At 62.2% G+C, this 25,572-nt stretch carries 18 protein-coding genes; 10 read left to right on the plus strand and 8 right to left on the minus strand.

The features are described from left to right. Positions 1-58 precede the first annotated feature (58 nt). The 6 genes from DGA31_RS01615 (at position 59) to DGA31_RS01640 (ending at position 8,890) form a co-directional block, all read left to right on the plus strand. The gene (locus tag DGA31_RS01615) at positions 59-1,822 is read left to right on the plus strand and encodes a sensor histidine kinase (protein WP_109511327.1); all 1,764 of its coding nucleotides are present in this window, start codon (positions 59-61) and stop codon (positions 1,820-1,822) included. Then, the gene (locus tag DGA31_RS01620; protein WP_109511328.1) at positions 1,819-3,144 is read left to right on the plus strand and encodes a sigma-54-dependent transcriptional regulator; all 1,326 of its coding nucleotides are present in this window, start codon (positions 1,819-1,821) and stop codon (positions 3,142-3,144) included. The genes DGA31_RS01615 and DGA31_RS01620 overlap by 4 nt, the downstream gene beginning before the upstream one ends. Positions 3,145-3,380: 236 nt before the next feature. Next, positions 3,381-5,684 (plus strand): PAS domain-containing protein, encoded by a 2,304-nt coding sequence (locus DGA31_RS01625; protein WP_109511502.1) that lies wholly within the window; start codon positions 3,381-3,383, stop codon positions 5,682-5,684. Positions 5,685-5,857: 173 nt separating this feature from the next. Then, entirely contained in the window at positions 5,858-7,180 is a 1,323-nt protein-coding gene (locus tag DGA31_RS01630; protein ID WP_056834398.1) for an MFS transporter, read from the plus strand. A gap of 368 nt (positions 7,181-7,548) precedes the next feature. Next, the gene (locus DGA31_RS01635) at positions 7,549-8,091 is read left to right on the plus strand and encodes a phage infection protein (RefSeq protein ID WP_109511329.1); all 543 of its coding nucleotides are present in this window, start codon (positions 7,549-7,551) and stop codon (positions 8,089-8,091) included. 175 nt (positions 8,092-8,266) lie between these two features. After that, entirely contained in the window at positions 8,267-8,890 is a 624-nt protein-coding gene (locus tag DGA31_RS01640) for a flavin reductase family protein (RefSeq protein WP_056834394.1), read from the plus strand. A 6-nt stretch (positions 8,891-8,896) separates the two neighbouring features. On the opposite strand, the gene DGA31_RS01645 is transcribed toward DGA31_RS01640, so the two are convergent. Beyond that, a complete protein-coding gene (locus DGA31_RS01645; RefSeq protein ID WP_056834392.1) occupies positions 8,897-9,139 on the minus strand; it encodes a hypothetical protein in 243 nt (80 codons plus the stop codon). 422 nt (positions 9,140-9,561) lie between these two features. On the opposite strand from DGA31_RS01645, the gene DGA31_RS01650 reads away from it, so the two are divergent. Further along, the gene (locus DGA31_RS01650) at positions 9,562-11,055 is read left to right on the plus strand and encodes an MDR family MFS transporter (RefSeq protein WP_277749392.1); all 1,494 of its coding nucleotides are present in this window, start codon (positions 9,562-9,564) and stop codon (positions 11,053-11,055) included. On the opposite strand, the gene DGA31_RS01655 is transcribed toward DGA31_RS01650, so the two are convergent. Further along, a complete protein-coding gene (locus DGA31_RS01655) occupies positions 11,052-12,185 on the minus strand; it encodes a type VI immunity family protein (protein WP_109511330.1) in 1,134 nt (377 codons plus the stop codon). The genes DGA31_RS01650 and DGA31_RS01655 overlap by 4 nt on opposite strands. A 217-nt stretch (positions 12,186-12,402) precedes the next feature. Next, positions 12,403-13,041: a TetR family transcriptional regulator gene (locus DGA31_RS01660; RefSeq protein WP_056834389.1), complete on the minus strand. Its 639-nt coding sequence runs from the start codon at positions 13,039-13,041 to the stop codon at positions 12,403-12,405. Between the two features lie 240 nt (positions 13,042-13,281). Between DGA31_RS01660 and DGA31_RS01665 the strand changes: the two genes are divergently transcribed. From DGA31_RS01665 to adeC, 3 genes are read left to right on the plus strand one after another with little or no spacing between them, the layout of a single operon-like run. Beyond that, positions 13,282-14,442 (plus strand): efflux RND transporter periplasmic adaptor subunit, encoded by a 1,161-nt coding sequence (locus tag DGA31_RS01665; protein ID WP_109511331.1) that lies wholly within the window; start codon positions 13,282-13,284, stop codon positions 14,440-14,442. 3 nt (positions 14,443-14,445) lie between these two features. Continuing rightward, complete coding sequence (locus tag DGA31_RS01670) at positions 14,446-17,577, plus strand: efflux RND transporter permease subunit (RefSeq protein WP_056834386.1); 3,132 nt, start codon at positions 14,446-14,448, stop codon at positions 17,575-17,577. Then, on the plus strand, positions 17,574-19,034 hold the full coding sequence (adeC, locus tag DGA31_RS01675; RefSeq protein ID WP_056834384.1) for an AdeC/AdeK/OprM family multidrug efflux complex outer membrane factor: 1,461 nt from the start codon (positions 17,574-17,576) through the stop codon (positions 19,032-19,034). The genes DGA31_RS01670 and adeC overlap by 4 nt, the downstream gene beginning before the upstream one ends. A gap of 735 nt (positions 19,035-19,769) precedes the next feature. On the opposite strand, the gene DGA31_RS01680 is transcribed toward adeC, so the two are convergent. The 5 genes from DGA31_RS01680 to pcaR all read right to left on the minus strand — a co-directional run bounded on the left by DGA31_RS01680 (position 19,770) and on the right by pcaR (position 25,150). Continuing rightward, positions 19,770-21,068 (minus strand): MFS family transporter, encoded by a 1,299-nt coding sequence (locus DGA31_RS01680; protein ID WP_056834382.1) that lies wholly within the window; start codon positions 21,066-21,068, stop codon positions 19,770-19,772. 233 nt (positions 21,069-21,301) lie between these two features. Next, positions 21,302-22,507, minus strand: coding sequence for a 3-oxoadipyl-CoA thiolase (pcaF, locus tag DGA31_RS01685; protein ID WP_193551484.1), 1,206 nt, complete (start codon positions 22,505-22,507; stop codon positions 21,302-21,304). After that, positions 22,504-23,283 carry a CoA-transferase subunit beta gene (locus tag DGA31_RS01690; RefSeq protein ID WP_056834377.1) on the minus strand — a complete coding sequence of 260 codons (780 nt, stop codon included), beginning with the start codon at positions 23,281-23,283 and terminating at the stop codon, positions 22,504-22,506. Before DGA31_RS01690 ends, pcaF begins: the two co-directional genes overlap by 4 nt. After that, positions 23,283-24,140 carry a CoA transferase subunit A gene (locus DGA31_RS01695; protein WP_056834376.1) on the minus strand — a complete coding sequence of 286 codons (858 nt, stop codon included), beginning with the start codon at positions 24,138-24,140 and terminating at the stop codon, positions 23,283-23,285. The genes DGA31_RS01690 and DGA31_RS01695 overlap by 1 nt, the downstream gene beginning before the upstream one ends. Before the next feature lie 167 nt (positions 24,141-24,307). Beyond that, entirely contained in the window at positions 24,308-25,150 is an 843-nt protein-coding gene (gene pcaR / locus DGA31_RS01700) for a pca regulon transcriptional regulator PcaR (protein WP_056834373.1), read from the minus strand. Between the last annotated feature and the right edge of the window lie 422 nt (positions 25,151-25,572).

Raw genomic sequence — 25,572 nt, forward strand, 5'->3', positions numbered from 1 at the left:
CGGCACCGGGCAGGCACACGCCTGCCCGGGCAACCGTTTGAAAACTGCAGGCTCCCCGATGACGCTTACCCAACGCACGCTGCGCCTGTTCGTCTATGTGCTGGTCATTGTGACCGGCGCGGCGATTTGTGCCGCGCTGGCCATGCGTCAGACCCAGCAGCATGTGCTCAGTGAAGAAGCCAGGCGCGCCAGCGACCGGCTGGCCTTGTATGCCAACACCCTGCATACGCTGATCGAGCGTTACCGCGCCCTGCCGGCGGTACTGGCGCTGGACACCGAGATCCGCAATGCAGTGCGTGCGCCTCTGGGCGAACAGGCGCAGGCGTCGCTCAATCGCAAGCTTGAAAGCATCAACGGAGCAGCGCACTCCTCCTCGCTGGAGCTGATGGATCGGCATGGGGTGGCGGTGGGCGCCAGCAACTGGCGCAACCCCAAGAGCTATGTCGGCAATAACTACGGTTTTCGCCCCTATTTCCTGCAGGCCCGCGCCAAAGGGACGGGGCGTTTCTATGCCGTGGGGGTGACCACCGGCATTCCCGGTTACTTCTTGTCCAATGCCGTGCTCGATGACGATGGCGAGTTCATGGGCGCCATGGTGGTCAAGCTGGAATTCCCCACCCTTGAGCGCGAATGGGCCCAGGACGACGACCTGCTGATGGCCAGCGATGCCAAGGGCATTGTGTTTCTGGCCAACCGCACTGACTGGCGTTATCGCGAGCTGCAATCGATTTCCGTCGAAGACCGCGCCGACCTGCTGAGCACCCGCCAATATGACAAGAAACCCCTGTCGCCCTTGCGCAGCCGGGTGTTGCAACGCTTTGGTCCCGGCAGCCACTTGAGTCGCGTGGAAGCCCCCGAAGGCAGCGCCGAGTATCTCTGGCAATCGCAAGCGATGCCCGATGAGAACTGGACCCTGCACCTGTTGCGCAAGCCTGTGTCGGTCAATGAAGACATTCGCAATGCAGGCCTTGCCGCCGCCAGTCTCTGGCTGATGCTGGTGTTTCTCGGGCTGTTCCTGTCGCAGCGCTGGCGCATGGCGCGCTTGCGCGAACGCAGCCGCAACGAGCTGGAACGCCTGGTCGAGGAACGCACCCGTGACCTGCGCACCGCTCAGGAAGGCCTGGTGCAATCGACCAAGCTGGCGGCGCTGGGGCAGATGTCGGCGGCCCTGGCCCATGAGATCAATCAGCCACTGACCGCGCAGCGTATGCAACTGGCAACCCTGCGCCTGCTGCTCGATCAGGGCCGTATCGAAGATGCCTGCCAGGCGCTGGCCTTGCTCGACCAGCAACTGACCCGCATGGCCGCCTTGACCGGTCACCTCAAGACCTTTGCCCGCAAGAGCCCCGACGGGCTGCGCGAGCGCCTGGACCTGGCCAATGTGGTCGACCAGGCCCTGCTGCTGCTTGACACCCGCCTGCGCGAGGAACAGGTCGAATGCGTGTTGCACCTGGCGCGGCCGGCCTGGGTGCGCGGCGACGCCATCCGCCTGGAACAGGTGCTGATCAACCTGTTGCGCAACGCTCTGGATGCCCTGCGCGATCAGCCGCACAAGCGCCTGGAAGTGCGTATCGAAGCCCGGGATGATCAGTGGCAACTGAGCGTGATCGACAGCGGCACCGGCATTGCAGCCGAGCACCTGCCCTGCCTGTTCGATCCGTTCTTTACCACAAAGCCTGTGGGTGACGGGCTGGGCCTGGGGCTGGCGGTGTCATATGCGATCATCCACAGCCTGGGCGGGCAATTGACGGCCCGTAATGGCGGTGACGGCGCGGTGTTCAGTTTCAGCCTGGCCAATGATTTCCTGGAGTCCGAACCATGACCCTCAATTCGGTCATCGTGGTCGATGACGAAACCGCCATTCGCCAGGCCATCGAGCCCTGGCTGACCCTGGCAGGCTTCGAGGTGCAGTTGCACAGCCGTGCCGAAGAGTGCCTGGCGCAGTTGCCCGAGCACTTTCCCGGCGTGATCATCAGCGACGTGCGCATGCCCGGCATGGGCGGCCTGGCGCTGCTGGCCCGCTTGCAGGCCCAGGACAAGGACCTGCCGGTGATTCTGCTGACCGGCCACGGTGACGTGCCGATGGCCGTGGAAGCGATGCGCGAAGGCGCCTATGACTTTCTGGAAAAACCCTTCAGTCCGCAGGCGCTGCTCGACACCCTGCGCCGCGCTCTGGAAAAGCGCCAGTTGATCCTGGAAAACCGTCGCCTGCATGAACAGGCCGACGCGCGCAGCCGGCTTGAAGCCGCGCTGCTGGGGGTATCGCCCAGCCTGCAGACCTTACGCCGCCAGGTGCTGGAACTGGCCGGCCTGCCGGTGAACGTGTTGATTCGCGGTGAAACCGGCAGCGGCAAGGAACTGGTTGCGCGCTGCCTGCATGACTTCGGCCCGCGCGCCGACAAGCCATTTGTGGCCTTGAACTGCGCCGCGATTCCCGAGCAGTTGTTCGAAGCCGAGCTGTTCGGGCATGAAAACGGCGCGTTTACCGGTGCCCAGGGCAAGCGCATCGGCCGGCTGGAGTTCGCCAACGGCGGCACGGTGTTTCTCGACGAAATCGAAAGCATGCCCCTCGCCCAGCAAGCCAAACTGCTGCGCGTGCTGCAGGATCGACAGCTGCAGCGCCTGGGCTCGAACCATAGCATCAGTGTCGATGTGCGCATCATTGCCGCCACCAAGCCCGACCTGCTCGACGAAGCCCGCGCCGGGCGTTTCCGCGAAGACCTGGCCTACCGGCTGAATGTGGCCGAACTGCGCCTGCCGGCCTTGCGTGAACGCCGTGAGGACATCGCCCTGCTCTACCAGCATTTCATCCAGGCGGCGGCCGCACGCCTGGGCCGATCGGCACCGATCCCGGACGGCGCCCGGCTGGGCCGGCTGCTCAGTCATGACTGGCCTGGCAATGTCCGCGAGCTGGCCAATGCCGCCGAGCGCGAAGTCCTGGGCCTGAACCAGACGCCAAGCGAACCTTCCGGACAATCGCTGGTCGATCAACAGGAAGCATTTGAAGCTCAATGCCTGCGCGCCGCGCTAACCCGGCACAGAGGCGACATCAAGGCGGTGCTCAACGAGTTGCAGCTGCCGCGTCGAACCTTGAACGAGAAAATGCAACGCCACGGACTGGTACGCGAACACTTCCTGACCTGAGCGATGTGCCTGAACCTCTGGCGCTCGCCAGGACTAAGGCACAATGACATCATCTGGCCGCGAAATTTGCGCTTCATGGAACCAGACCTGGAGCTGAACCTACCGTGACCATTTCCCCGAAACAGCCTGTCAGCCGTGCAGAAGCGGCCCGCTTCGTACGCGAGCATGACTGGTCGAGCAGCACCCTGGGCGTGCGTGAGCACTGGCCCGCCCCTCTGCTGGGCGCCCTGAACCTGATGTTCGCCTCACCGACCTGCATGCTGCTGGTCTGGGGCCCGCAACACCTGTTGTTTGCCAATGACGCCGGCTGCACGGCGCTGGGTCTTGCGCCGCACCTGTTGCTGGGCAAGCCGGCAGCCTCGGTGGCAGGCCTGCCCTGGCACAGCCTGGGTCCGTACATCATGCAAGCGCTGGCAGGGCACAGCACGCAATGCGAATCCATGCCCGTGTCCTGCACACATCTTGAGCCGCCACAGACCCGTTGGTGGACGCTGTCGTGCTCACCGCTGTCGGACTCATTGCTGGCCGAAGAAGACAGCCCCGTGGCCGGCGCGCTCTGCGTGGTGCACGACCTGACCGCGCAGGTCAACGCCCAGGCAGTTCAACAACAGGAGCATGCCTTCAGCCAGCGCGTGCTGGCCAGTATCAACGACTGCATCAAGGTGCTGGACCTGGAAGCACGGCTGACCTTCATGAACGAAGGCGGTCAGAAAATAATGGAAGTCAGCGACTTCAATGCCGTGCATGGCTGTCCCTGGCCGGACTTCTGGGAAGGCCAGGGCAACCTGGAAGCCCGGGCTGCCGTTGCCGCCGCCAAGGCCGGCCAGAGCAGAAGCTTTACCGGCATGGCCGAGACGCTGGGTGGCAAGCGCAAATGGTGGCACGTACACGTCAGCCCGGTGCTGGGCAAAAACGGTCAACCGGAAAAGATCCTCTGCGTATCACGCGACATGACCGCGCTCTACGATGCCGAAGAGGCCCTGCGCGCACTGAACGACTCGCTCGAACAACGAGTGCAGGAACGCACCCTTGACCGCGACCGGATCTGGCAGTTGTCGACCGACCTGATGCTGGTGGCGCGCTTTGACGGCACCATTCATGCGCTCAATCCGGCCTGGAACAGCGTGCTTGGCTGGGATGAGGCGTCGTTGCCGGGTGGCGATTTCATGCACCTGGTGCACCCGGATGATGTCGAACCGACCCTGGCGGCCATGGCCAATCTGGCGCACGGCCTGAGGATTGCCGACTTCAAGAACCGTTATCGGCATGCTGACGGCTCGTACCGGACCATCGCTTGGGCCGCCGTACCCGATCAGCAGTTCATTCATGCCGTAGGCCGGGACATCCAGGCGCAGGTCGAGGCCAGCGAAGCCTTGCGGATCACCGAAGAATCCTTGCGCCAGGCACAAAAGCTGGAAGCCATCGGCCAGTTGACCGGTGGCGTGGCCCATGACTTCAACAACCTGCTGACGGTGATCAAGTCCTGTACCGACCTGCTCAAGCCTGAACACCTTCCCGAAGCCAAGCGCATGCGCTATGTCGAGGCCATTTCCAGCACCGTTGACCGCGCCGCCCGCCTGACCGGCCAGTTACTGGCGTTTGCCCGGCGCCAGGCCTTGCAACCGCAAGTGTTCGACCTCAACGAAAGCGTATCGCGCATCGGCGAGATGATGGACAGCCTGACCGGCTCACGCATTCAGGTCGGTATCGAACTCCCCGGGGAGCCCTGCTACATCTACGCCGATGGCAGCCAGTTCGACACGGCCCTGATCAACATGGTGGTCAATGCGCGCGATGCCATGGACGGTGTCGGCCAGTTGACGATCCGGGTCGAGCGCGTGGAGGCTTCTGCCCTGGCGCCCGTGACTAGCCTGGCACCGGGCGCTTATGTGGCCATCACCCTGACCGATACCGGTTCTGGCATCGCAGCAGACAAGCTGGGTCTGATTTTCGAACCGTTCTACACCACCAAAGGCGTCGGCCAGGGCACAGGGCTCGGGCTGTCGCAGGTCTTCGGCTTTGTCAAACAGTCCGGCGGTGAAGTGGCGGTGCACAGCGAACTGGGCAGCGGCAGTCGCTTTACCCTTTATCTGCCCAGCGCCACCCATCCCGAGCAAGCGCCCATGCAGCACAGCCGGCCGGTGCTGGCCGATAGCGGCCTGAGGGTGCTGATGGTCGAAGACAATCCGCAGATCGGCACCTACACCTCGGCCATGCTGGAACAGAGCGGCTTCAACGTCGTATGGGCTGCGGCGGCCGAACAGGCGCTGGAGGTGTTGCGCACGGATCCAGAGCCCTTCGATGTGGTGTTTTCGGACATCGCCATGCCCGGCATGAGCGGCGTCGAACTGTACGCCAACATCCAGCAGGCCTGGCCCGGCATGCCGGTAATCCTTACCAGTGGCTACAGCATTGCATTTGCCGACCTCAATCGAGAACCTTCACAGCGCTTCGAGCTGTTGCAAAAGCCCTACCGGATCGAAGACTTGTGCGCACGGCTGTACGCCAGTGCCCGCCCCACCCGATCCGAGTCGTCCTGATCGGCAAAAATCCGCTCATGCCATCGGGCCAATAGGCGGATTATTGCTTACCCACCGCCCCTGAATCGCTCTATTACGGGCCTTCAGGGGGTGGCACAAGTCCTGCTATGTCTTGTCCATGGACCGCAGTCACGCGGCCCTTACTAAAAACAATGACCTGGCAAAGGATCACGATGGCTATTCCCAACTCCTCCACCGAGTCGGCGGGCACTACCGCCGCGCCAAAAACCACTTCCTCGCGCCTCAAGTCGATCTTCAGCGGCTCGGTCGGCAACATGGTCGAGTGGTACGACTGGTATGTCTACGCAGCGTTCTCGCTGTATTTCGCCAAGGCGTTCTTCCCCAAGGGCGACACCACCGCACAACTGCTCAATACCGCTGCCATCTTCGCCGTCGGCTTTCTGATGCGCCCGATCGGCGGCTGGCTGATGGGCCTGTATGCCGACTACAAAGGCCGCAAGGCTGCATTGATGGCGTCGGTGATCCTGATGTGCTTCGGCTCGCTGGTCATTGCCCTGACACCGGGCTATGAAACCATCGGTATCGGCGCACCGATCCTGCTGATCTTCGCCCGCCTGCTGCAAGGCCTGTCGGTCGGTGGCGAATACGGCACCTCGGCCACCTACCTCAGTGAGATGGCGACCAAGGAACGCCGTGGCTTCTTTTCCAGCTTCCAGTATGTGACGCTGATTTCCGGCCAGCTCATCGCCCTGGGCGTGCTGATCGTACTGCAACGGGTCCTGACCACCGAAGAGCTGTACGCCTGGGGCTGGCGCGTTCCGTTCGTGATCGGCGCGTTGTGTGCGGTAGTGGCGCTGTACCTGCGTCGTGGCATGGAAGAAACCGAGTCGTTCACCAAGAAGAAAAAGGAAAAGGCCAAGGAAAGCCTGATGCGCACCCTGATGCGCCATCCCAAGGAGCTGTTGACGGTGGTCGGCCTGACCATGGGCGGTACCCTGGCGTTCTACACCTACACCACCTACATGCAGAAGTACCTGGTCAACACGGTGGGCATGAGCATCACTGACTCGACCTCGATCTCGGCGGCGACACTGTTCCTGTTCATGCTGCTGCAACCGGTCATCGGTGCGCTGTCGGACAAGATCGGCAGGCGTCCGATCCTGATCGCCTTCGGTGTCCTGGGTACGCTGTTCACGGTGCCGATCCTGACCACCCTGCATACCATCCAGAGCTGGTGGGGCGCGTTCTTCCTGATCATGGGGGCGCTGATCATCGTCAGCGGCTACACCTCGATCAACGCGGTGGTCAAGGCCGAGCTGTTCCCGACCGAGATTCGTGCCCTGGGCGTGGGCCTGCCGTATGCGCTGACCGTTTCGCTGTTCGGTGGCACCGCTGAATACATCGCGCTGTGGTTCAAGAGCGTCGGCATGGAAACCGGCTATTACTGGTACGTCACCGCGTGCATCGCCTGCTCGCTGCTGGTGTACGTGTTCATGAAGGACACACGCAAGCATTCGCGGATCGAAACCGACTGATCTCGCGTTGCGTTGATGAGAAGGGACAGTCCGCATCTGTGGGCTGTCCCTTTTTTCATGGCCAGCGCTTGATCAAGCCGGCTCACGACAGTGCACGACGCTGCCCTGCCCGGCGCTCATTCGGGCGTCTAAAAAGCCATTTTCAGATTTGTCAAGAGGGCTTATTTCGCGATATTTCAGAAAGTGCACCGTCAATGCCCATTCCGGTCTGCGCGGCCCGAAAACCGGGCGCTGCGGCCAACTATCATTTTCAGCAATGTTCGCTAGCAACCCTATTAACTTCTTAATAATCATGCGCGGCGTAGCATGGCCTCCATACCGGGACAACAACTCACCCGAACAGACTTCCCGAACTTGGAGACACCACCATGAAAAAGACCACTGTATTCGCCGGCCTCGTTTTCTCTGTTCTGGCTTCCAGCGCCTTCGCCCTGCCAGCCACTGACACCGCTCATCAAGCCATCAGCGCCGACTATCTGGCCGCCGATGGTTCCGACAACGTCGGCCCTAACCGCCAGCCCCTGATCGACATCAAGGGTGCCGACCAGAGCCTGGCCGCTGACGGTGCCGATCGCGTCGGTGCCAACCGCCTGACTTCCGACGGTGCCGACCGTGTAGGCGCCAACCGCCTGGCCGCTGACGGTGCTGACCGTGTCGGTGCCAACCGTCTGACTTCCGACGGTGCCGACCGTGTAGGTGCCAACCGCCTGGCCGCTGACGGTGCTGACCGTGTCGGTGCCAACCGTCTGACTTCCGACGGTGCCGACCGTGTAGGTGCCAATCGCCTGGCCGCTGACGGTGCTGACCGTGTCGGTGCCAACCGTCTGACTTCCGACGGTGCCGACCGTGTAGGCGCCAACCGCCTGGCCGCTGACGGTGCCGACCGTGTCGGTGCCAACCGCCTGACCTGATCGGTGCTCAACGTTCTGCTCCAGCTTTCCTCGATGCTCCTGTTTAATGCCAGTCAGCCCCCTGACTGGCATTTTTTTATGGCTTGTCCGTTCATGTCGCGGCACTGATTGCCACAGATTGCCTGCGCCAGCACTATTAAGGCCTCAACAACACCCCGCTGCCAGGAAGCACGACATGTCAGATGACATCTACTCCTATGAACCGTCCAAGGGCCACGGCCTGCCGCATGACCCGTTCAATGCCATTGTCGGTCCGCGTCCGATCGGCTGGATTTCTTCCCAGGATGCCCAGGGCGTTCTGAACCTGGCGCCCTACAGCTTTTTCAATGCCTTCAACTATGTGCCGCCGATCATTGGTTTTTGCAGCGTCGGCCGCAAGGACAGCCTCAATAACATCGAGCAGACCGGCGAGTTCGTCTGGAACCTGGCCACCCGCTCGCTCGCCGAGGCCATGAACCAGAGCTGCGCGGCCGTACCGGCCGACATTGACGAGTTTCAACTGGCCGGGCTGACACCGCAGGCTTCACAACGGGTGGCGGTGCCGAGGGTCAAGGAAACGCCGGTGGCGTTCGAATGCAAGGTGACCCAGATCGTGCAACTGCAACGGGCAGATCAGGCACTGGTGCCGAGCTGGCTGATTCTGGGTGAGGTGGTGGCGGTGCATATCGCCAGTTGGCTGCTCAAGGACGGCATCTATGACACCGCTGCCGCCGAGCCGATCCTGCGTGGCGGTGGCCCTGCCGATTATTTCCAGCTGGGCCCCGAAGCGCTGTTCAAGATGCACCGCCCCAGGACCTGAGGCTGTCTACGAGGCCGGGCGCCAGACCAGTTCAGCGTCGGCATCGACGCCCAGCAGACGCTCAAGCTCGCCGACGGCCGCCTGGTCGGCCTCATCGGCGGTCTTGAACGCCTGGCCGTCGAGCACGGCATGAAAACGCGGCGCGCCGCCACTCTGCAGTGCCTTGACGGCAATGGCCGCCTGATAGGCGCCTTGCGCTGGAATCGCCGCCGACACCGCTTCGAAATGCTCGAATTCCCTACGGGCCATGTGAAGATGCTCCTCTGGTAAAAAGATCGGCGATTCTAACCTCCCCAGGACGGGACAGGCGCTGGCCTCTGGCCAATTTTTCTTGCAAACCGCAGTGTTGTCCTACACTTGAAGTAACTCTTCAAATACTCCACAGGTCGATCCAGGGGGTGCGTCATGAGAGTCACTACAAGAAAATGCCTGGCTGTAATGGGTCTGGTTGGCGTCTTTGCGTTGTATGCCGCTGGCGCCTATCGTATCGAGCAGATCCGGCAAGCGCCCGCTGCCGTCGCGTGTGCCTTTGGCCACTGCTCCCCCACCAATGCCTCACTTGCCGCCTTGCGATGAGGCTGTGCAAGGCTATCGATTAGCAAGCTAACGGACTAGACTGGCCGGCATGACCGACCCGCTTGCACGCGGGGTAACCACCTTCAGGTTTTGCCGTGACCCGCCCCGATCCGACTTCGCCTGCCATCGGCAGTATTCTGTTCGCCCTGATGATGGCGACTTTTCTCAGCGCCTTGGACCAGACCATCGTTGCGGTGTCGCTGCCGGCCATTTCTGCCCAACTCAAGGACGTCGACCTGCTGGCCTGGGTGATTTCCGGTTATATGGTGGCCATGACCGTCGCTGTGCCGATCTACGGCAAGCTGGGCGACCTGTACGGACGACGGCGCCTGATGCTGATCGGCCTGTCGCTGTTCACCGTGGCCTCGTTGTTGTGCGGCATGGCCCAGAGCATGGAACAACTGGTAATGGCGCGCGTGCTCCAGGGAGTGGGTGCCGGTGGCATGGTTTCGGTCAGCCAGGCGATCATTGGCGACATTATCCCGCCTCGCGAACGCGGACGTTACCAGGGCTATTTCAGCAGCATGTACGCCCTGGCCAGTGTCGCCGGCCCGGTGCTGGGTGGCGTGTTGACCGAGTACTGGTCTTGGCGCTGGGTATTTCTGATCAATCTGCCGCTGGGCGTCGTCGCCCTGGTCGTTGCCCACCGCACGCTCAAGGGCCTGCCGGTTCCGCAACGCAAACCGGTGATCGATTACCTGGGCACGATGTTGATGATCCTCGGCCTAGGCGCCTTGTTGCTGGGCATCACGGAAATCGGCCAGGGCCATGGCCTGGCCGACCGGCATGTGCAGGCCCTGCTGGGCGTTGCCGTGCTGGCGCTGGTGGCCTTCATTGCTTATGAGCGTCGGGCCGCCGAGCCGGTGCTGCCGATGCACCTGTTTGCCAGCCGCAGTGCGGTGCTGTGCTGGCTGACCGTGTTTTTCGCCAGTTTCCAGTCCATTTCGCTGACGGTATTGATGCCGCTGCGTTATCAGACGCTGACCGGCGCAGGCGCCGATAGCGCGGCCCTGCACCTGTTACCGTTGGCGATGGGCATGCCATTGGGGGCGTATTGCGCCGGCCGGCGCGCATCGATGACGGGGCGTTACAAACCCCTGATTCTGGGCGGTACGTTGCTACTGCCCCTGGCGATTCTGGGTCTGGCCTTTACGGCCCCGCAGCAGGTGTGGCTGACGGGGGCGTTCATGGTCTTGACCGGCATTGGCACCGGGATGCTGTTTCCGACCTCGCTGGTGGGAGGACAGAACGCTGTGCAGGCGCGCGACATGGGCGTGGCGACCAGCACCAGCAACCTGTTTCGCTCGCTGGGTGGGGCCATGGGCGTGGCGCTGATGTCGGCGTTGTTGCTGGCCATGCTGCAAGGCACTGGCCTTGGAGCGCTGGGCGCAGGAGCACTGGGCAGCGAAGGTCATTCAGGCAACGCCTTGCTCGCCAGCCTCGAGGCCACCCGCGGACCGGCGCTTGAGGCATTGCGGGCAGAACTGGCGCAGACGTTCCGCCATCTGTTGCTGGTCAGCGCCGGCATCGCCCTGCTGGGCCTCGGGGTCGCGCTGGCAATGCCCAATACCGTCTTGCGCGGGCGCTAGCCTTGCTGCTTGTCCAGAAACCACTGCGTACGCTCGACCTTGATGCCGGCAAAGCCGGGCATGATCTCGCCCTCGCGAAACAGGCGACGTGAACCGGCACGGGCGTTGCTGAACCAATAGCCGGCTTGCGGGCAGGCTTGCCCGGCACTGACCGGCGGCACCGGTTTGTCGTCAAAGCGCGCATACCAACGGGCCGTGCTCTGAGGAGTAAATCCCTTGTCGCTGGGCAGATACGGATGCAGGCAGCCGGTGTCCTGCAGACGCACCGGGCGGATCAGCCGGTTGACCCGGGCATACGCCTGTGGCGCCGCCCCCCTCACATCGCCCAGTTCCGGCACTCGACCGGCACGAATCAACAGCCCGCCGTCGTACGCCTGAAATTGCACATCGCTCCAGAGGCTTGCACGTGCACGCAGGGCATCGCTGCCCCCCAGACGCTTGACGAATGCATGGCCCAGCACCGTGTACCAGCTCACGCCCTTGATATGCCTGAGCAGACGCAGGCTGTCGATATGCGGGCGCGGGTCGACCATCAGCCCGCTGTACTGCCGGGCGAGCTGGTATTCCAGCGGCAGGTAGCGATGCCCCTCGGCGGGCAGCACGCAGGCCAGCCCGCCAAACCCGTGCTCGGCCTGCACGGCATTGCACAGATAGCGTATCCAGTCATCGTAGGCCCGCAGGCCGTCAGGTTCAGTCAGGAAAGACCACGGCAAGACCATTTTCAGGCATGAAAGGTCGTTCTCACCCTGCATCCGGGAAGCGGCCACGACAAACAGGCTGTAGGCCGCGGCCTGCTCGGCACCGCTGCTGGACAACGACCATAGCAGTGGCAGGTCCGGCGAGCGTTCACGGGCCTGACGTCGGCAGGCGGCAAAACCTGAAGGCGAAAGCGAGCGTCGATGCTGGAAAAACTGACATTTGAGCTCAGCCCTGAACGCTTGGTAGAAGCGCAGGAAACACGCCTCAAGACGCTCGCGCACGGCTTGCGTATGGCCATTCCTGAAATACAGCGTGGTAATCAGCCCCAGCCGGACGATGGCCATGCATCGAGCATTATCGATGGTCAGCGCTTGGGCCTGACGCGTCAGGTCTGCCAGCGAACACTCAGGTTCCGGTGCTGTTTGCAACATGTCTGCCCTCCCAAGCGGCACGGTGAAGGGCCGCAGAGTGAAGACAGATATGGCAATGAGCAATATGGCCGGAGAAGTTTGGGAAATCAGCTACACATATCTGGAAATATCTGACTTGCGGTCTGACAGACGGGACAATTTCCTACCGGTAATAGCGATATGTACACCTTGCCGGCGTATGATTTCCGACTGCACGATCAATCCGCACGGTCGCAGGTCAGGACGCCTTGCACAGCGCCGGGCTGAACCTGAGCATATCCAGGCAGGTGTCGACCAATGGCTCGGCCTGTTCGTGCAGGCAGAAACTGTCAGGCACCAGCAACCACTGCCCGAGCACACCATCGATGTAGGCATGCATGCAGACAGAGGCCCTAAAGATATCCAGCGTGGCCGGCAGTTGCCCCTTGCGCACGGCGTTGCTTAATGCAAGCCCGATCCGTTCGTTACAAAAGAGTGCGTTGGCCCGGCGCTGCCGGCGAAAATCGCACATCTCGTCAGTGAACTCGCATTTATGAAAAAGGATCTCATTGATGCGTCGGGTTTTAGGGTCCTTGGAAACCTGATGAAACAAATGAATCAGCAGCTTCTTGATGCACCCCAGGGGGTCGTGTTCAGCCTCGCTCTGGGTGGCCAGGGACATTTCTTCGAGGGGTTCGTGCAGGCTGTCGAGCATCGCCTGCACCAGTTCGGCCTTGTTGGTGAAATGCCAATAAATGGCACCACGGGTCACACCGGCGAGCGTCGCGATGTCGGCGAGCGTGGTCCGCGCGACGCCGCGCTCATAGAACGCCTGCTCGGCAGCTTCCAGAATCTGGCTACGGGTGGCTTGTGCTTCCTCTTTGGTGCGACGAACCATGGCAGTAAAACCTCAATAAAAATGCTCCAGCCTGTTTGCACAGGTGCTGGAGGCACGGTCGGGTGAGCGTTGTTTTCTGGGTCCCGACCCGCTGGCTGCGACTTAAAGTCTCATAATCGACTGTTTACAAACAGCCGTGAATGTAAGTATATTCATTAGCATGCTACTTATCTAGCGGCAAAGTTTTTTACATCTCCACATTCTTGAGCAATCAAGGGTTCTGACCTTCCGAGGATCTTCATGCAATTCAAGCCAGCTGTTCCCGTTCTGGTCACTGCCGTCGCCCTGGCAACACTGCTCAGCGGTTGTAGCAAGAAGGAAGAAGCGGCCCCGCCCGCTCAGACTCCTCAGGTCGGCGTGGTGACCCTCAAAGCCCAGCCTTATACCCTGACCACCGAGCTTCCGGGGCGCACCACCGCCTACCGGGTGGCCGAAGTGAGGCCACAGGTCGACGGCATCATTCTCAAGCGGCTGTACACTGAAGGCGCCGACGTCAAGGTCGGTCAGCAGCTCTACCAGATCGACCCGGCACTGTATGAAGCCACCGCCAACAGCGCCAAGGCCACGCTGCAATCGGCCAAGTCCCTGGCCGACCGCTACAAGCAACTGGTCAGCGAGCAGGCAGTGAGCCGTCAGGAATACGACCAGGCCTTGGCCACCAGCCTGGAAGCCCAGGCCGCCTTGCAGACCGCACAGATCAACCTGCGCTACACCAAGGTGCTGGCCCCGATTTCCGGCCGCATCGGCCGCTCGGTCGTCACCGAAGGCGCATTGGTTACCAGCGGCCAGACCAGCGCCCTGGCCACCATCCAGCAGCTCGATCCGATCTATGTCGACGTGGTGCAATCCTCGGCCGAAATGCTCAAGCTGCGCGCCGACCTCGAAAGCGGCAAGTTGCAGAAAACCGGCGCCAACTCCGCCAAGGTCCAGCTGACCCTGGAAGACAACAGCGCCTACCCGCAGGAAGGCACCCTGGAATTCTCGGAAGTGTCGGTGGACCAGACCAGTGGCTCGGTCACCCTGCGCGCTGTGTTCCCCAACCCCGAGCACCGTCTGCTGCCCGGCATGTTCGTCCACGCGCAGCTACAAGCCGGTGTGAATGCCAAGGCCATCCTGGCGCCGCAACAGGGCATCACCCGCGATCAGAAAGGCATCCCGACCGCCCTGGTGGTCAACCAGGACAACAAGGTCGAGCAGCGCACCCTGGTGGCTGACCGCACCGTCGGCGACAAATGGCTGGTCGAGAAAGGCCTGAACGAGGGCGACCGCATCATCACCGAAGGCCTGCAGTACGTGAAGCCGGGTGCCGAAGTGAAAGCCAGCGAAGCCACCAACGTGAAAGGCGCCAACCCGGCACCTGCTGCGGCCACCGATAAAGCCGCCGGCAGCAAAGGGGAGTAACCCATGTCGAAATTTTTCATTGACCGCCCCATCTTCGCCTGGGTAATCGCCCTGGTGATCATGCTGGTCGGCGGTTTGTCGATCCTCAAGCTGCCGATCAACCAGTACCCCAGCATCGCGCCACCGGCCATCGACATCCAGGTCAGCTACCCGGGCGCTTCGGCGCAGACCGTGCAGGACACCGTGGTGCAGGTCATCGAGCAACAGCTCAACGGTATCGACCGCTTGCGCTATGTCGGTTCGGAGAGCAACTCCGACGGCAGCATGACCATCACCGTGACCTTCGAGCAGGGCACCAACCCTGACACCGCGCAGGTCCAGGTGCAGAACAAGCTGAACCTGGCCACCCCGCTGCTGCCGCAAGAAGTGCAGCAGCAGGGTATCCGCGTGACCAAGGCGGTGAAAAACTTCCTGATGGTAATCGCGCTGGTGTCCGAGGACGGCAGCCTGACCAAGGAAGACCTGGCCAACTACATCGTCTCCAACATGCAGGACCCGATCTCCCGGACCTCGGGCGTGGGTGACTTCCAGGTCTTCGGTGCCCAGTACGCCATGCGTATCTGGCTCGACCCGGCCAAGCTGAACAACTTCCAGCTGACCCCGGGCGATGTCAGAACCGCCATCAGCGCGCAGAACGTCCAGGTGGCCACCGGTCAGCTTGGCGGCCTGCCGTCGATCAGCGGCCAGCAGCTCAATGCCACGATCATCGGCAAGACCCGCCTGCAGACTGCCGAACAGTTCGAGAACATTCTGCTCAAGGTCAACACCGACGGCTCGCAAGTGCGTGTCAAGGATGTCGCCACGGTCGGCCTGGGTGCACAGAACTACAGCGTCGACTCGCAATTCAACGGCAAGCCGGCCTCGGGCCTGGCGATCAAGCTGGCCCCCGGCGCCAACGCACTGGACACCGCCAAGGCGATCCGGGCGACCATCGCCTCGCTGGAACCGTTCTTCCCGCCTGGCATGCAGGTCGCTTTCCCGTATGACACCACGCCAGTGGTCAGCGAATCGATTTCCGGGGTGGTCCACACCCTGATCGAAGCGGTCGCGCTGGTGTTCCTGGTCATGTACCTGTTCCTGCAGAACTTCCGCGCCACGGTGATTACCACCCTGACGGTGCCGGTGGTGCTGCTGGGGACATTCGGCATCCTGGCGGCCTTCGGCTTTACCATCAACACCCTGACCATGTTCGGCATGGTGCTGGCCATCGGCTTGCTGGTGGACGATGCCATCGTCGTGGTGGAAAACGTCGAACGGGTGATGATCGAAGACAAGCTGTCACCGCGTGACGCGACCATTCGCTCGATGACCCAGATCCAGGGTGCACTGGTCGGTATCGCCCTGGTGCTCTCGGCAGTATTGCTGCCCATGGCGTTCTTCGGCGGCTCGACGGGTGTGATCTACAAACAGTTCTCCATCACCATTGTCTCGGCCATGGCCTTGTCGGTGGTCGTGGCACTGATCTTCACCCCGGCCTTGTGCGCCACCATGCTCAAGCCGATCGACCACTCCCATGACCTGGAAAAGCGCGGCTTCTTCGGCTGGTTCAACCGCACCTTCGACCGTGGCGTGCATGGTTACGAGCGCGGCGTGAACGGCATGCTCAAGCACAAGTGGCCGGCCTATATCGCCTATGCGCTGATCTGCGTAGGCATGGTATGGATGTTCAACCGCATCCCGGCCGCCTTCCTGCCCGAGGAAGACCAGGGCGTGATGTTCGTCCAGGTCCAGACCCCGGCGGGCTCCACCTCCGAACGCACCCAGCAGGTGCTCGACACCATGCGTGAACACCTGCTGACCAAGGAAGCCGGTGCGGTGAAGTCGGTGTTCACGGTCAACGGCTTCAACTTCGCCGGTCGCGGCCAGAGCTCGGCGATTGCCTTCGTCCTGCTCAAGCCATGGGATGAGCGTACCGCCGAAAACAGCGTGTTCGAACTGGCCAAGCGTGCCCAGGGCTACTTCTTCAGCCTGCGCGATGCGATGGTGTTTGCCGTGGTGCCACCTTCGGTACTGGAACTGGGTAACGCCACCGGTTTTGACGTCTACCTGCAGGACCAGGGCGGTGTCGGCCATGAGAAACTCCTGGCTGCGCGCAACCAGTTGCTCGGTGCCGCCGCCCAGAGCAAGATCCTGGCCGGTGTGCGCCCCAACGGCCTGAACGATGAGCCGCAATACCAGTTGATCATCGACGACGAGCATGCCAGCGCCCTGGGCGTGACGCTGTCGGACATCAACGACACCCTGTCGATTGCGCTGGGTGGCAGCTACGTCAACGACTTCATCGACCGCGGTCGGGTCAAGAAGGTCTACCTGCAGGGCGACGCCGGTGCGCGGATGAACCCTGAAGACCTGAAAAAGTGGTACGTGCGCAACAACCAGGGGCAAATGGTACCGCTGTCGGCCTTCGCCAGCGGCGAGTGGGTCTACGGTGCACCGAAGCTGACCCGCTACAACGGCGTACCGGCCATGGAAGTACTGGGTACCCCGGCACCGGGCTACAGTACCGGACAAGCCATGGCCGAGATCGAGCGCATGGCCAAGGACCTGCCGGCCGGCATTGGTATCTCCTGGACCGGCCTGTCGTACGAAGAGCGCCTGTCGGGCTCGCAGGCACCGGCCCTGTATGCGCTGTCGCTGCTGGTGGTGTTCCTCTGCCTGGCGGCCCTGTATGAAAGCTGGTCGATCCCGATCGCGGTCATGCTGGTCGTACCGCTGGGGGTGATCGGTGCCTTGATGGCGACCAGCCTGCGTGGCCTGTCCAACGACGTGTTCTTCCAGGTCGGCCTGCTCGTAACGGTGGGTCTGGCGGCGAAAAACGCCATTCTGATCGTCGAGTTTGCCAAGGAGTTGCATGAACAGGGCAAGGGCCTGGTGGAAGCCACGGTCGAAGCCTGCCGGATGCGTCTGCGCCCGATCATCATGACCTCCATGGCGTTCATCCTGGGTGTCGTGCCACTGGTGATTTCGACCGGCGCCGGCTCCGGCAGCCAGCACTCGATCGGTACCGGCGTGATTGGCGGTATGATTACCGCCGTCGTTCTGGCGATCTTCTGGGTGCCGCTGTTCTTTGTCTCGATCTCCGGGCTGTTCAAGAGCAAACAGAAAAACACTCCACACCACGAGGCTGGCCAATGAGCAAGTCCCTGATCTCCCTGGCAGTCACCGCGTTCATCCTCGGCGGCTGCTCCCTGATACCCGAGTACCAGCAACCGGCCGCCCCGGTGGCCGCCCAGTACCCGCAAGGACCGGCCTACGAGCCGGCCCAGGCGGCCAACGTGGCGGCAGCCGAACAAGGCTGGCGGCAGTTTTTCCGTGACCCGGCCTTGCAGCAACTGATCCAGACCGCGCTGGTCAACAACCGCGACCTGCGCGTGGCGGCATTGAACATCGATGCCTACCGCGCCCAGTACCGTATCCAGCGGGCTGACCTGTTTCCGGCGGTCTCGGCCACCGGCAGCGGCAATCGCCAGCGCCTGCCGGCCGACATGTCGACCACCGGGCAAAGCAGCATCAGCAGCACCTACTCGGCGACCCTGGGCGTCAGCGCCTATGAGCTGGACCTGTTCGGCCGGGTGCGCAGCCTGAGCGAGCAAGCCTTGCAGAACTACTTCGCCACCGAAGAAGCCCGGCGCAGCACGCAGATCAGCCTGGTGGCCAGCGTGGCCAATGCCTACCTGACCTGGCAGGCCGACAAGGAGCTGCTCAAGCTGACCGAGGACACGCTCAAGACCTACAACGAAAGCCTGCGCCTGACCAGCCGCAGTAACGAAGTAGGCGTGGCCTCGGCCCTGGACCTGAGCCAGGCACGCACCTCGGTGGAAAGCGCCAAGGCCCGGCTGGCCCAGTACCAGCGCCTGGTGGCGCAGGATCAGAACAACCTGACCCTGCTGCTGGGCACCGGCCTGCCGGCCAACCTGCCACAGGCCCAGCCCTTGAGTGCTGATCTGTTCAGCGAAATGCCGGCCGGCATGCCGTCGGACCTGTTGCAGCGTCGCCCTGACATTCTCCAGGCCGAGTACAACCTGAAGGCGGCCAACGCCAATATCGGCGCGGCCCGTGCAGCGTTTTTCCCCAGCATCAGCCTGACGGCCAATGCCGGCAGCATCAGTCCGGACCTGTCCGGGTTGTTCGGCGGCGGCTCGGGGACGTGGTTGTTCCAGCCGAGCATCAACCTGCCGATCTTCAACGCCGGCAGCCTGCGTGCCAGCCTGGATTATTCGAAGATCCAGAAGGAAATCAGCGTCGCCAACTATGAAAAGGCGATTCAGACGGCCTTCCAGGAAGTGTCCGATGGCCTGGCGGCGCGCAAGACCTACGACGAGCAGTTGCAGGCGCAGCGTGATTTCGTCACGGCCAACCAGGATTACTACCGCCTGGCCGAGCGTCGCTATCGGATCGGGATCGACAGTAACCTGACCTTCCTCGATGCACAGCGCTCGCTGTTCAGTGCCCAGCAGACGCTGATCACCGACCGCCTGGCGCAGTTGACCAGCGAGGTCAATCTGTACAAGTCGTTGGGGGGTGGCTGGTACGAGAACAGCGCGCAGAACCAGCCGATTGCCAAGGAAAAGCCTTCGGTGCAGTTGTTTTGATTCATGTTTGAAAGACAACAAACCCGCCTGATGGCGGGTTTGTTGTCTTTGGAGTGGATGGAATTATTGTGATGGTCTTTAGAAAGGTTCCGGCCCTCTCCGGGCCGGCTTACTTTGTCTTGGCAAAGTAAGCAAACCGTTTGCTCCTGGTTCCGGCCCCTTCGGGGTCCCCTCCCTCCGGCGTCGCTCCGGGGGTCGCCGCTTATGGGCCGTCCCTGGCCCAAGCGGCTAACGGGCCGTCCTGGCCCTTTTCCCCCCTGCGCAACGCCTCCACTCGGCCTGCACAAGTCGCGTTCTGCGTCGCCTGCACCCTCGCGCATGAAAAGCAGAGCAAGAGCAAAAGCTGTTGCTGTTGCTGTTGCTCTTCTACGCAAATATCACAGACGACACAGATCGCGACTTGGGCGCAGGCCGAGTGGAGGTGTCGCGGAATCGGGGAGCGAGGCAGGGATGCCGAGCCAGCGCCGCTGGGCCAGGGACGGCCCATCGGCGCGGCCCGATAGAGTGGCGCCGCAAGGAGGGAACCCCGCAGGGGCCCAGCCAGGAGCCAGCGGTTTGGTTACTTTGCCAAGACAAAGTAACCCGGCCCGAAGAGGGTCGGAACTGCTCTAAGGGCTAGCCACAACAAGCACGGACAACACCGTACAAAACTCAACAGCGGCAAGCCGCCTCCCACCGTCTGGAGCCAGGCATGAAATCCGCTCACCCCGACACAACCTCAGCCACCAACCTCAATCAATGATCATGATGCAGGTAAGCCGGTTCCTTGGGCAGCCGCAGGCTGAACAGGAACGCCACGGCCATCATCACCGTCACGTACCAGTAGAAATTGCTCTCCATCCCCATGTTCTTCAGGTTCAGTGCCACATATTCAGCCGAGCCACCAAACATCGCGTTGGCCACCGCATACGCCAGGCCCACACCCAGCGCACGCACCTGCGGCGGGAACATCTCGGCTTTTACCAGGCCGCTGATCGAGGTGTAGAAGCTGACGATCGCCAGCGCCAGCGTGATCAGCACAAAGGCCATCCACGGACTGCTCACGGTCTTGAGCGCCATCAGGATCGGAAACGTGCACAAGGTGCCCAGCGCGCCGAACCACAGCATCGAATTACGCCGCCCGATACGGTCGGCCAGCATGCCGAACAACGGCTGCATGCACATGTACACAAACAACGCGCCGGTCATGATGTAGCTGGCCGTCTTGGGCGGCATGCCGCCGGTATTGACCAGATACTTCTGCATGTAAGTGGTAAAGGTATAGAAAATCAGCGAGCCACCCGCGGTGTAGCCCAGTACCGTGATAAACGCTGCCTTGTGATGCTTGAACAGGGCTGACACGCTGCCGGCGTCCTTATCCTTGCGGCTTTCGGCGGTGGTGGTCTCATCCAGGCTGCGACGCAGGAACAAGGCAATGATCGCCGCACAGGCGCCGATCACGAACGGAATGCGCCAGCCATAGTCACGCAGCTCTTCGGTGGTCAGAAACTGCTGCAGGATCACCACGGTCAGCACCGCCAGCAACTGGCCGCCGATCAGGGTCACGTACTGGAACGAAGCAAAAAAACCACGCTGGCCACGCAACGCCACCTCACTCATGTAGGTGGCGGTGGTGCCGTACTCGCCGCCCACCGACAGCCCCTGGATCAGGCGCGCCACCAGCAGCAGTGCCGGCGCCCAGGCGCCGATGCTGGCGTAGGTGGGCAGGCAGGCGATCACCAGCGAACCGAAGCACATCATGCTTACCGAGATCAGCATCGAACTCTTGCGCCCGTGCTTGTCGGCGACCCGGCCAAACAGCCAGCCGCCGATGGGGCGCATCAGAAAGCCGGCAGCGAACACGCCTGCGGTGTTGAGCAACTGCACGGTAGGGTCGTCGGAGGGAAAGAACGCAGGCGCAAAATAAATCGCGCAAAAGGCATAGATGTAGAAGTCGAACCACTCGACAAGGTTGCCTGACGAGGCCCCGACGATGGCGAAGATGCGTTTGCGGCGCTCCTCACCGGTGTAGTGCGGCTGCGTGGTCGTTGCCATTGTTGCTCCCCCATCCTGGTGTGATATCGACACGATTGCCCTGCAAGGATAACCCTGTCGCGAAACAATTGGTCACATCTGCCGGAATGAAAGTTCCACGTAGACGCTTTACGAGGGGCATTTCGCGGGTAAAAAGACGCAGGCCAAAGCCTGCGAAGAGGAGGTAAAGCGGATAAGCAACCGCCCGGCCTGCCCTTTTGTGGAGACAGGTCCGGACAGTGACAGAACAACCCTCAGGTACGCTCGATGGCCAGCGCCAGGCCCTGGCCTACGCCTACGCACATGGTGGCCAGGCCCTTGCGGCCCCCGGTTTTTTCCAGTTGGTGCAAGGCCGTCAGCACCAGCCGTGCGCCGCTCATGCCCAAGGGATGGCCCAGGGCGATGGCGCCGCCGTTCGGGTTGACCTGAGGCGCGTCGTCGGCCAGGCCCAGTTCGCGCAGCACGGCAAGCCCCTGGCTGGCAAAAGCTTCGTTGAGTTCGATCACATCGAAATCAGTCACGGCCACACCCAGGCGCTCGACCAGCTTGCGTACAGCAGGCACCGGACCGATGCCCATGACCCGCGGGTCGACACCGGCGCTGGCCATGCCGAGAATCCGTGCACGCGGGGTCAGGCCGTGTTTCTTGACCGCTTCAGCCGAAGCCAGAACCAGCGCGGCGGCACCGTCGTTGACACCCGAGGCGTTGCCGGCGGTCACGGTCTTGTTCGCACCGTTGACCGGCTTGAGCTTGCTCAGGGTTTCCAGGCTGGTGTCGGCACGCGGATGTTCGTCCTTGTCGACGATGGTTTCACCCTTCTTGTGCGCCACGCGCACCGGCACGATTTCTTCGGCAAAGAAACCGGCAGCCTGGGCGGCGGCGGTGCGCTGCTGGCTGCGCAGGGCAAACGCATCCTGGTCGGCGCGCGACACCTTGTAGTCATCGGCCACGTTGTCAGCGGTTTCCGGCATGGCATCGACGCCATACTGGGCTTTCATCAGCGGATTGATGAAGCGCCAGCCAATGGTGGTGTCTTCCAGTTTCATGTTGCGCGAGAACGCGGCATCAGCCTTGCCCATCACGAACGGTGCACGCGACATCGACTCGACGCCGCCGGCAATGGCCAGCTCCATTTCGCCCGAAGCAATGGCACGAAATGCCGTGCCGATGGCGTCCATGCCCGAGGCGCACAGGCGGTTGAGGGTCACACCCGGAATGCTCGCCGGCAGGCCGGCCAGCAGTGCGGCCATGCGCGCCACGTTGCGGTTGTCTTCGCCGGCCTGGTTGGCGCAGCCGTAGAAGACTTCGTCCACTTCGGCCCAGTTGACCGAAGGGTTGCGCTCGATCAGCGCCTTGATCGGCACAGCGGCCAGGTCATCGGCGCGTACGCCGGACAAACCACCGCCGAAGCGGCCGATCGGGGTGCGGATGGCATCGCAGATAAAGACGTCACGCATCATGCTTCTCCTGGTGCCTGACCGTGGGCGGCGGCAGTACGCGCTTCCAGATCACGCAGAGCGGTCAGTTCAACCTCGGTCGGATCGGCGGAACAGGTTACGTTTTCGGCAAAGCGCACTGGCCAGCCGGTGGCGGCGGTGACTTGTTCACGGGTGACGCCAGGGTGCAGCGTGGTGACCACGAACTCGTTGCTACCCTCCTCCGGCTCCATGATGCACAGGTCGGTGATAATGCCCACAGGACCGGCACCCGGCAGGCCGAGACGCTTGCGCGAGTCGCCGCCTTCGCCATGGCCCACCGACGTGATGAAGTCCAGGCGCTCGACGAACGAACGTGGCGACTGCTTGAGGATGATCAGCACTGACTTGGCAGAGCCGGCAATCTCCGGTGCGCCACCGGCACCCGGCAGGCGCACCTTGGGGTTGTGGTAATCGCCGACCACGGTGGTGTTGATGTTGCCGAAGCGGTCGACCTGCGCGGCCCCCAGGAAGCCCAGGTCAACGCGGCCGCCTTGCAGCCAGTAGCGGAAGATTTCGCTGGTCGACACCACGGTGTCGGCGGTTTCGGCCAGTTCACCGTCGCCGATCGACAGCGGCAATACGGTCGGCTTGGCGCCGATCGGGCCCGATTCGTAAATCAGTACCACGTCCGGCGCCGAGGTCAGGCGGGCGAGGTTGGCGGCCTTGGACGGCAGGCCGATGCCCACAAAGCAGACCGTGCCGTTGTGCAGACGACGTGCGGCGGCGATGGTCATCATTTCACTGGTGGTGTAAGTCATTACTTTGCCTCCGCAGCGCTGGCCAGCTTGTTCTTGAATTCAGCGAAATCCGCCGTGTCCTCGATGTACTCCTTGATCCAGGCCTGGAAGCCCTCGCGATCACGGGCAATCGGGTCCCAGTCCTGATAGAAGCGGTTGTCGCGCTCGTAGTAGCCATGGGCATACGAGGGATGCGCGCCGCCAGGCACCACGCACACAGCGCTCAGGGCCCAGGTCGGCAATACGCAAGAGTTCATTGGTGCCTGCAGGTCGTCGACGATTTCCTCGACCGTGACGATGCAACGCTTGGCCGCCAGGGCCGCTTCCTTCTGCGAGCCGAGGATGCCCCAGATCAGCACGTTGCCCTTGCGGTCGGCCTTCTGGGCGTGAATCACGGTCACATCAGGGCGTACCGCCGGTACCGCCGCCAGTACTTCACCGGTAAACGGGCAGGTGACGGTCTTGATCAGCGGGTTGACCTTGGGCAGGTCGGAGCCGGCATAGGCACGCAGCACCGCGAACGGCAGGCCCGAGGCACCGGCCACATAGGCGTTGGCCAGGTCGGCGTGGCTGTGTTCTTCCAGCTCCAGAGGGCGTGGCCATTTTTTCTCGACGGCATCGCGCAGGCGGTGCAGGGAACCGACACCCGGGTTGCCGCCCCAGGAAAAGATCAGGCGCTTGACGCAGCCGGCGCCGATCAACTGGTCATAGATCAGGTCCGGGGTCATGCGCACCAGGGTCAGGTCGCGTTTGCCCTGACGGATGATTTCATGGCCGGCGGCCGAGGGGATCAAATGCGTGAAACCTTCCAGCGCAACGGTGTCGCCATCGTTGACCAGTTGTTTCACCGCATCACGTAAAGACATGATTTCAGCCATGAGGTGCTCCCGAACCCAACGTCACGTTAAATGAGCGACGCACTGGATTGGCGCCGCGATGAACATGAGGTTATGCGCGAGCCGGGCAGCAAACAATCCGATAATCGATTATTCGTTCGATAATCGAACAAGATCGCCGCGCGTGCAAATGGCTGTTTTCAAGGCATTCAGGTAAAGATCTGTGCACTCAGTTCGCGGCTGGCTTCGAGCATGATCGGTAAAAAACGCTGCTCCAGTTCATTGCGGGCCACACGGGCGGCACTGGTGCTGACGTTGAGCGCCGCCAGCACTTGCCCCGAGGCGTCATACACCGGCACGGCAATCGAGCGCAGGCCTTGCTCCAGCTCCTGATCGACGATGCACCAGCCTTGCTGACGCACTTGTTGCAGGCATTCGAACAGGGCTTCAGGGGTGCGCAGGGTGCGGCTGGTCTTGGGCTGCATGTCGACATGGTCGAGGTATTCACGCAGGGTGACGTCGTCCAGCGCCGCCAGCAGGATGCGCCCCATGGAGGTGCAATAGGCAGGCAGGCGCCCGCCCACCGAGAGGTCGACCGAGATCAGCCGCTGGGTCGTGGCGGAACGGGCGATATAAAGGATGTCCTCGCCTTCGAGCGTGGCCATGTTGCAGGCTTCATGCAACTGGTCGCTCATGCGGTCCAGATAGGGCTGCGATGACATCGCCAGCGGTGTGGACGACAGATAGGCATGGCCCAGGGTCAGGACCTTGGGCAGCAGCGAATAGGTACGACCGTCGGTGGTCGCATAACCGAGCTTGATCAGGGTGTGCAGGCAGCGGCGAACGGCCGCGCGAGGAATTTCTGTGCGATGGCTGATCTGGGCAATGGTCAGATGCCGCTTGCGTTCCTGAAAGGCATGAATGACCGCCAGGCCACGCGCCAGTGACGTCATGAAGTCCGGGTCGCCGGTCAGCGCTTGAATGCGTTTGGCCGGTGACGCCACGATGGGCGGCGCCAGCGAGACAAAAGAATTACGCAGTTCTTCATTCATGACCACACCTCAGCATTATCCTTGCAGACCTTGTATTTCAAAGGTTCAGGCCGTATGCGACGCAATGGAGGCGGCCCGGTCGTGCGATTATCGAACAAGTGGCCGATAATCGCAATTGACCCCTGACAAATATACTTATACCTTTACCCCTGCCATGAAGTGGCTTCTTGGAAATCCTGGTCAGGTACCCACTGAGAAGTCCAAGGCAACGGCCTTGTCCACGAAGCAAGGCCGTTTTTATTATTGCCGCTTTTCCGTCAGTACCGGTCGCCGTTTCAACGCCCGCCGTGCTTTTCCTGCCGGGTGGTTCAACGCCTGTCTGCCTGTTCACTGCTACAGCCCGGCATCGCCCCGATGTCTTAGCGGGCTCAACGTGCTGTGCCCGGAAAAAGATGTTTCATATTTGTTCATGGCTGAAACTT

This window comes from Pseudomonas ovata (assembly GCF_003131185.1).
Taxonomy (GTDB): Bacteria; Pseudomonadota; Gammaproteobacteria; order Pseudomonadales; family Pseudomonadaceae; genus Aquipseudomonas; species Aquipseudomonas ovata.

Bases quoted from the DNA above. Each gene is read 5' to 3' on its own strand.
- DGA31_RS01655 (WP_109511330.1), bottom strand. From the start codon at position 12,185: ATGTTGCAAACAGCACCGGAACCTGAGTGTTCGCTGGCAGACCTGACG.
- pcaR (WP_056834373.1), bottom strand. From the start codon at position 25,150: ATGAATGAAGAACTGCGTAATTCTTTTGTCTCGCTGGCGCCGCCCATC.
- DGA31_RS01640 (WP_056834394.1), top strand. From the start codon at position 8,267: ATGTCAGATGACATCTACTCCTATGAACCGTCCAAGGGCCACGGCCTG.
- DGA31_RS01620 (WP_109511328.1), top strand. From the start codon at position 1,819: ATGACCCTCAATTCGGTCATCGTGGTCGATGACGAAACCGCCATTCGC.
- DGA31_RS01665 (WP_109511331.1), top strand. From the start codon at position 13,282: ATGCAATTCAAGCCAGCTGTTCCCGTTCTGGTCACTGCCGTCGCCCTG.
- DGA31_RS01625 (WP_109511502.1), top strand. From the start codon at position 3,381: ATGTTCGCCTCACCGACCTGCATGCTGCTGGTCTGGGGCCCGCAACAC.
- adeC (WP_056834384.1), top strand. From the start codon at position 17,574: ATGAGCAAGTCCCTGATCTCCCTGGCAGTCACCGCGTTCATCCTCGGC.
- DGA31_RS01615 (WP_109511327.1), top strand. From the start codon at position 59: ATGACGCTTACCCAACGCACGCTGCGCCTGTTCGTCTATGTGCTGGTC.
- DGA31_RS01670 (WP_056834386.1), top strand. From the start codon at position 14,446: ATGTCGAAATTTTTCATTGACCGCCCCATCTTCGCCTGGGTAATCGCC.
- DGA31_RS01695 (WP_056834376.1), bottom strand. From the start codon at position 24,140: ATGGCTGAAATCATGTCTTTACGTGATGCGGTGAAACAACTGGTCAAC.
- DGA31_RS01680 (WP_056834382.1), bottom strand. From the start codon at position 21,068: ATGGCAACGACCACGCAGCCGCACTACACCGGTGAGGAGCGCCGCAAA.
- DGA31_RS01660 (WP_056834389.1), bottom strand. From the start codon at position 13,041: ATGGTTCGTCGCACCAAAGAGGAAGCACAAGCCACCCGTAGCCAGATT.
- DGA31_RS01645 (WP_056834392.1), bottom strand. From the start codon at position 9,139: ATGGCCCGTAGGGAATTCGAGCATTTCGAAGCGGTGTCGGCGGCGATT.
- DGA31_RS01630 (WP_056834398.1), top strand. From the start codon at position 5,858: ATGGCTATTCCCAACTCCTCCACCGAGTCGGCGGGCACTACCGCCGCG.
- pcaF (WP_193551484.1), bottom strand. From the start codon at position 22,507: ATGATGCGTGACGTCTTTATCTGCGATGCCATCCGCACCCCGATCGGC.
- DGA31_RS01690 (WP_056834377.1), bottom strand. From the start codon at position 23,283: ATGACTTACACCACCAGTGAAATGATGACCATCGCCGCCGCACGTCGT.
- DGA31_RS01635 (WP_109511329.1), top strand. From the start codon at position 7,549: ATGAAAAAGACCACTGTATTCGCCGGCCTCGTTTTCTCTGTTCTGGCT.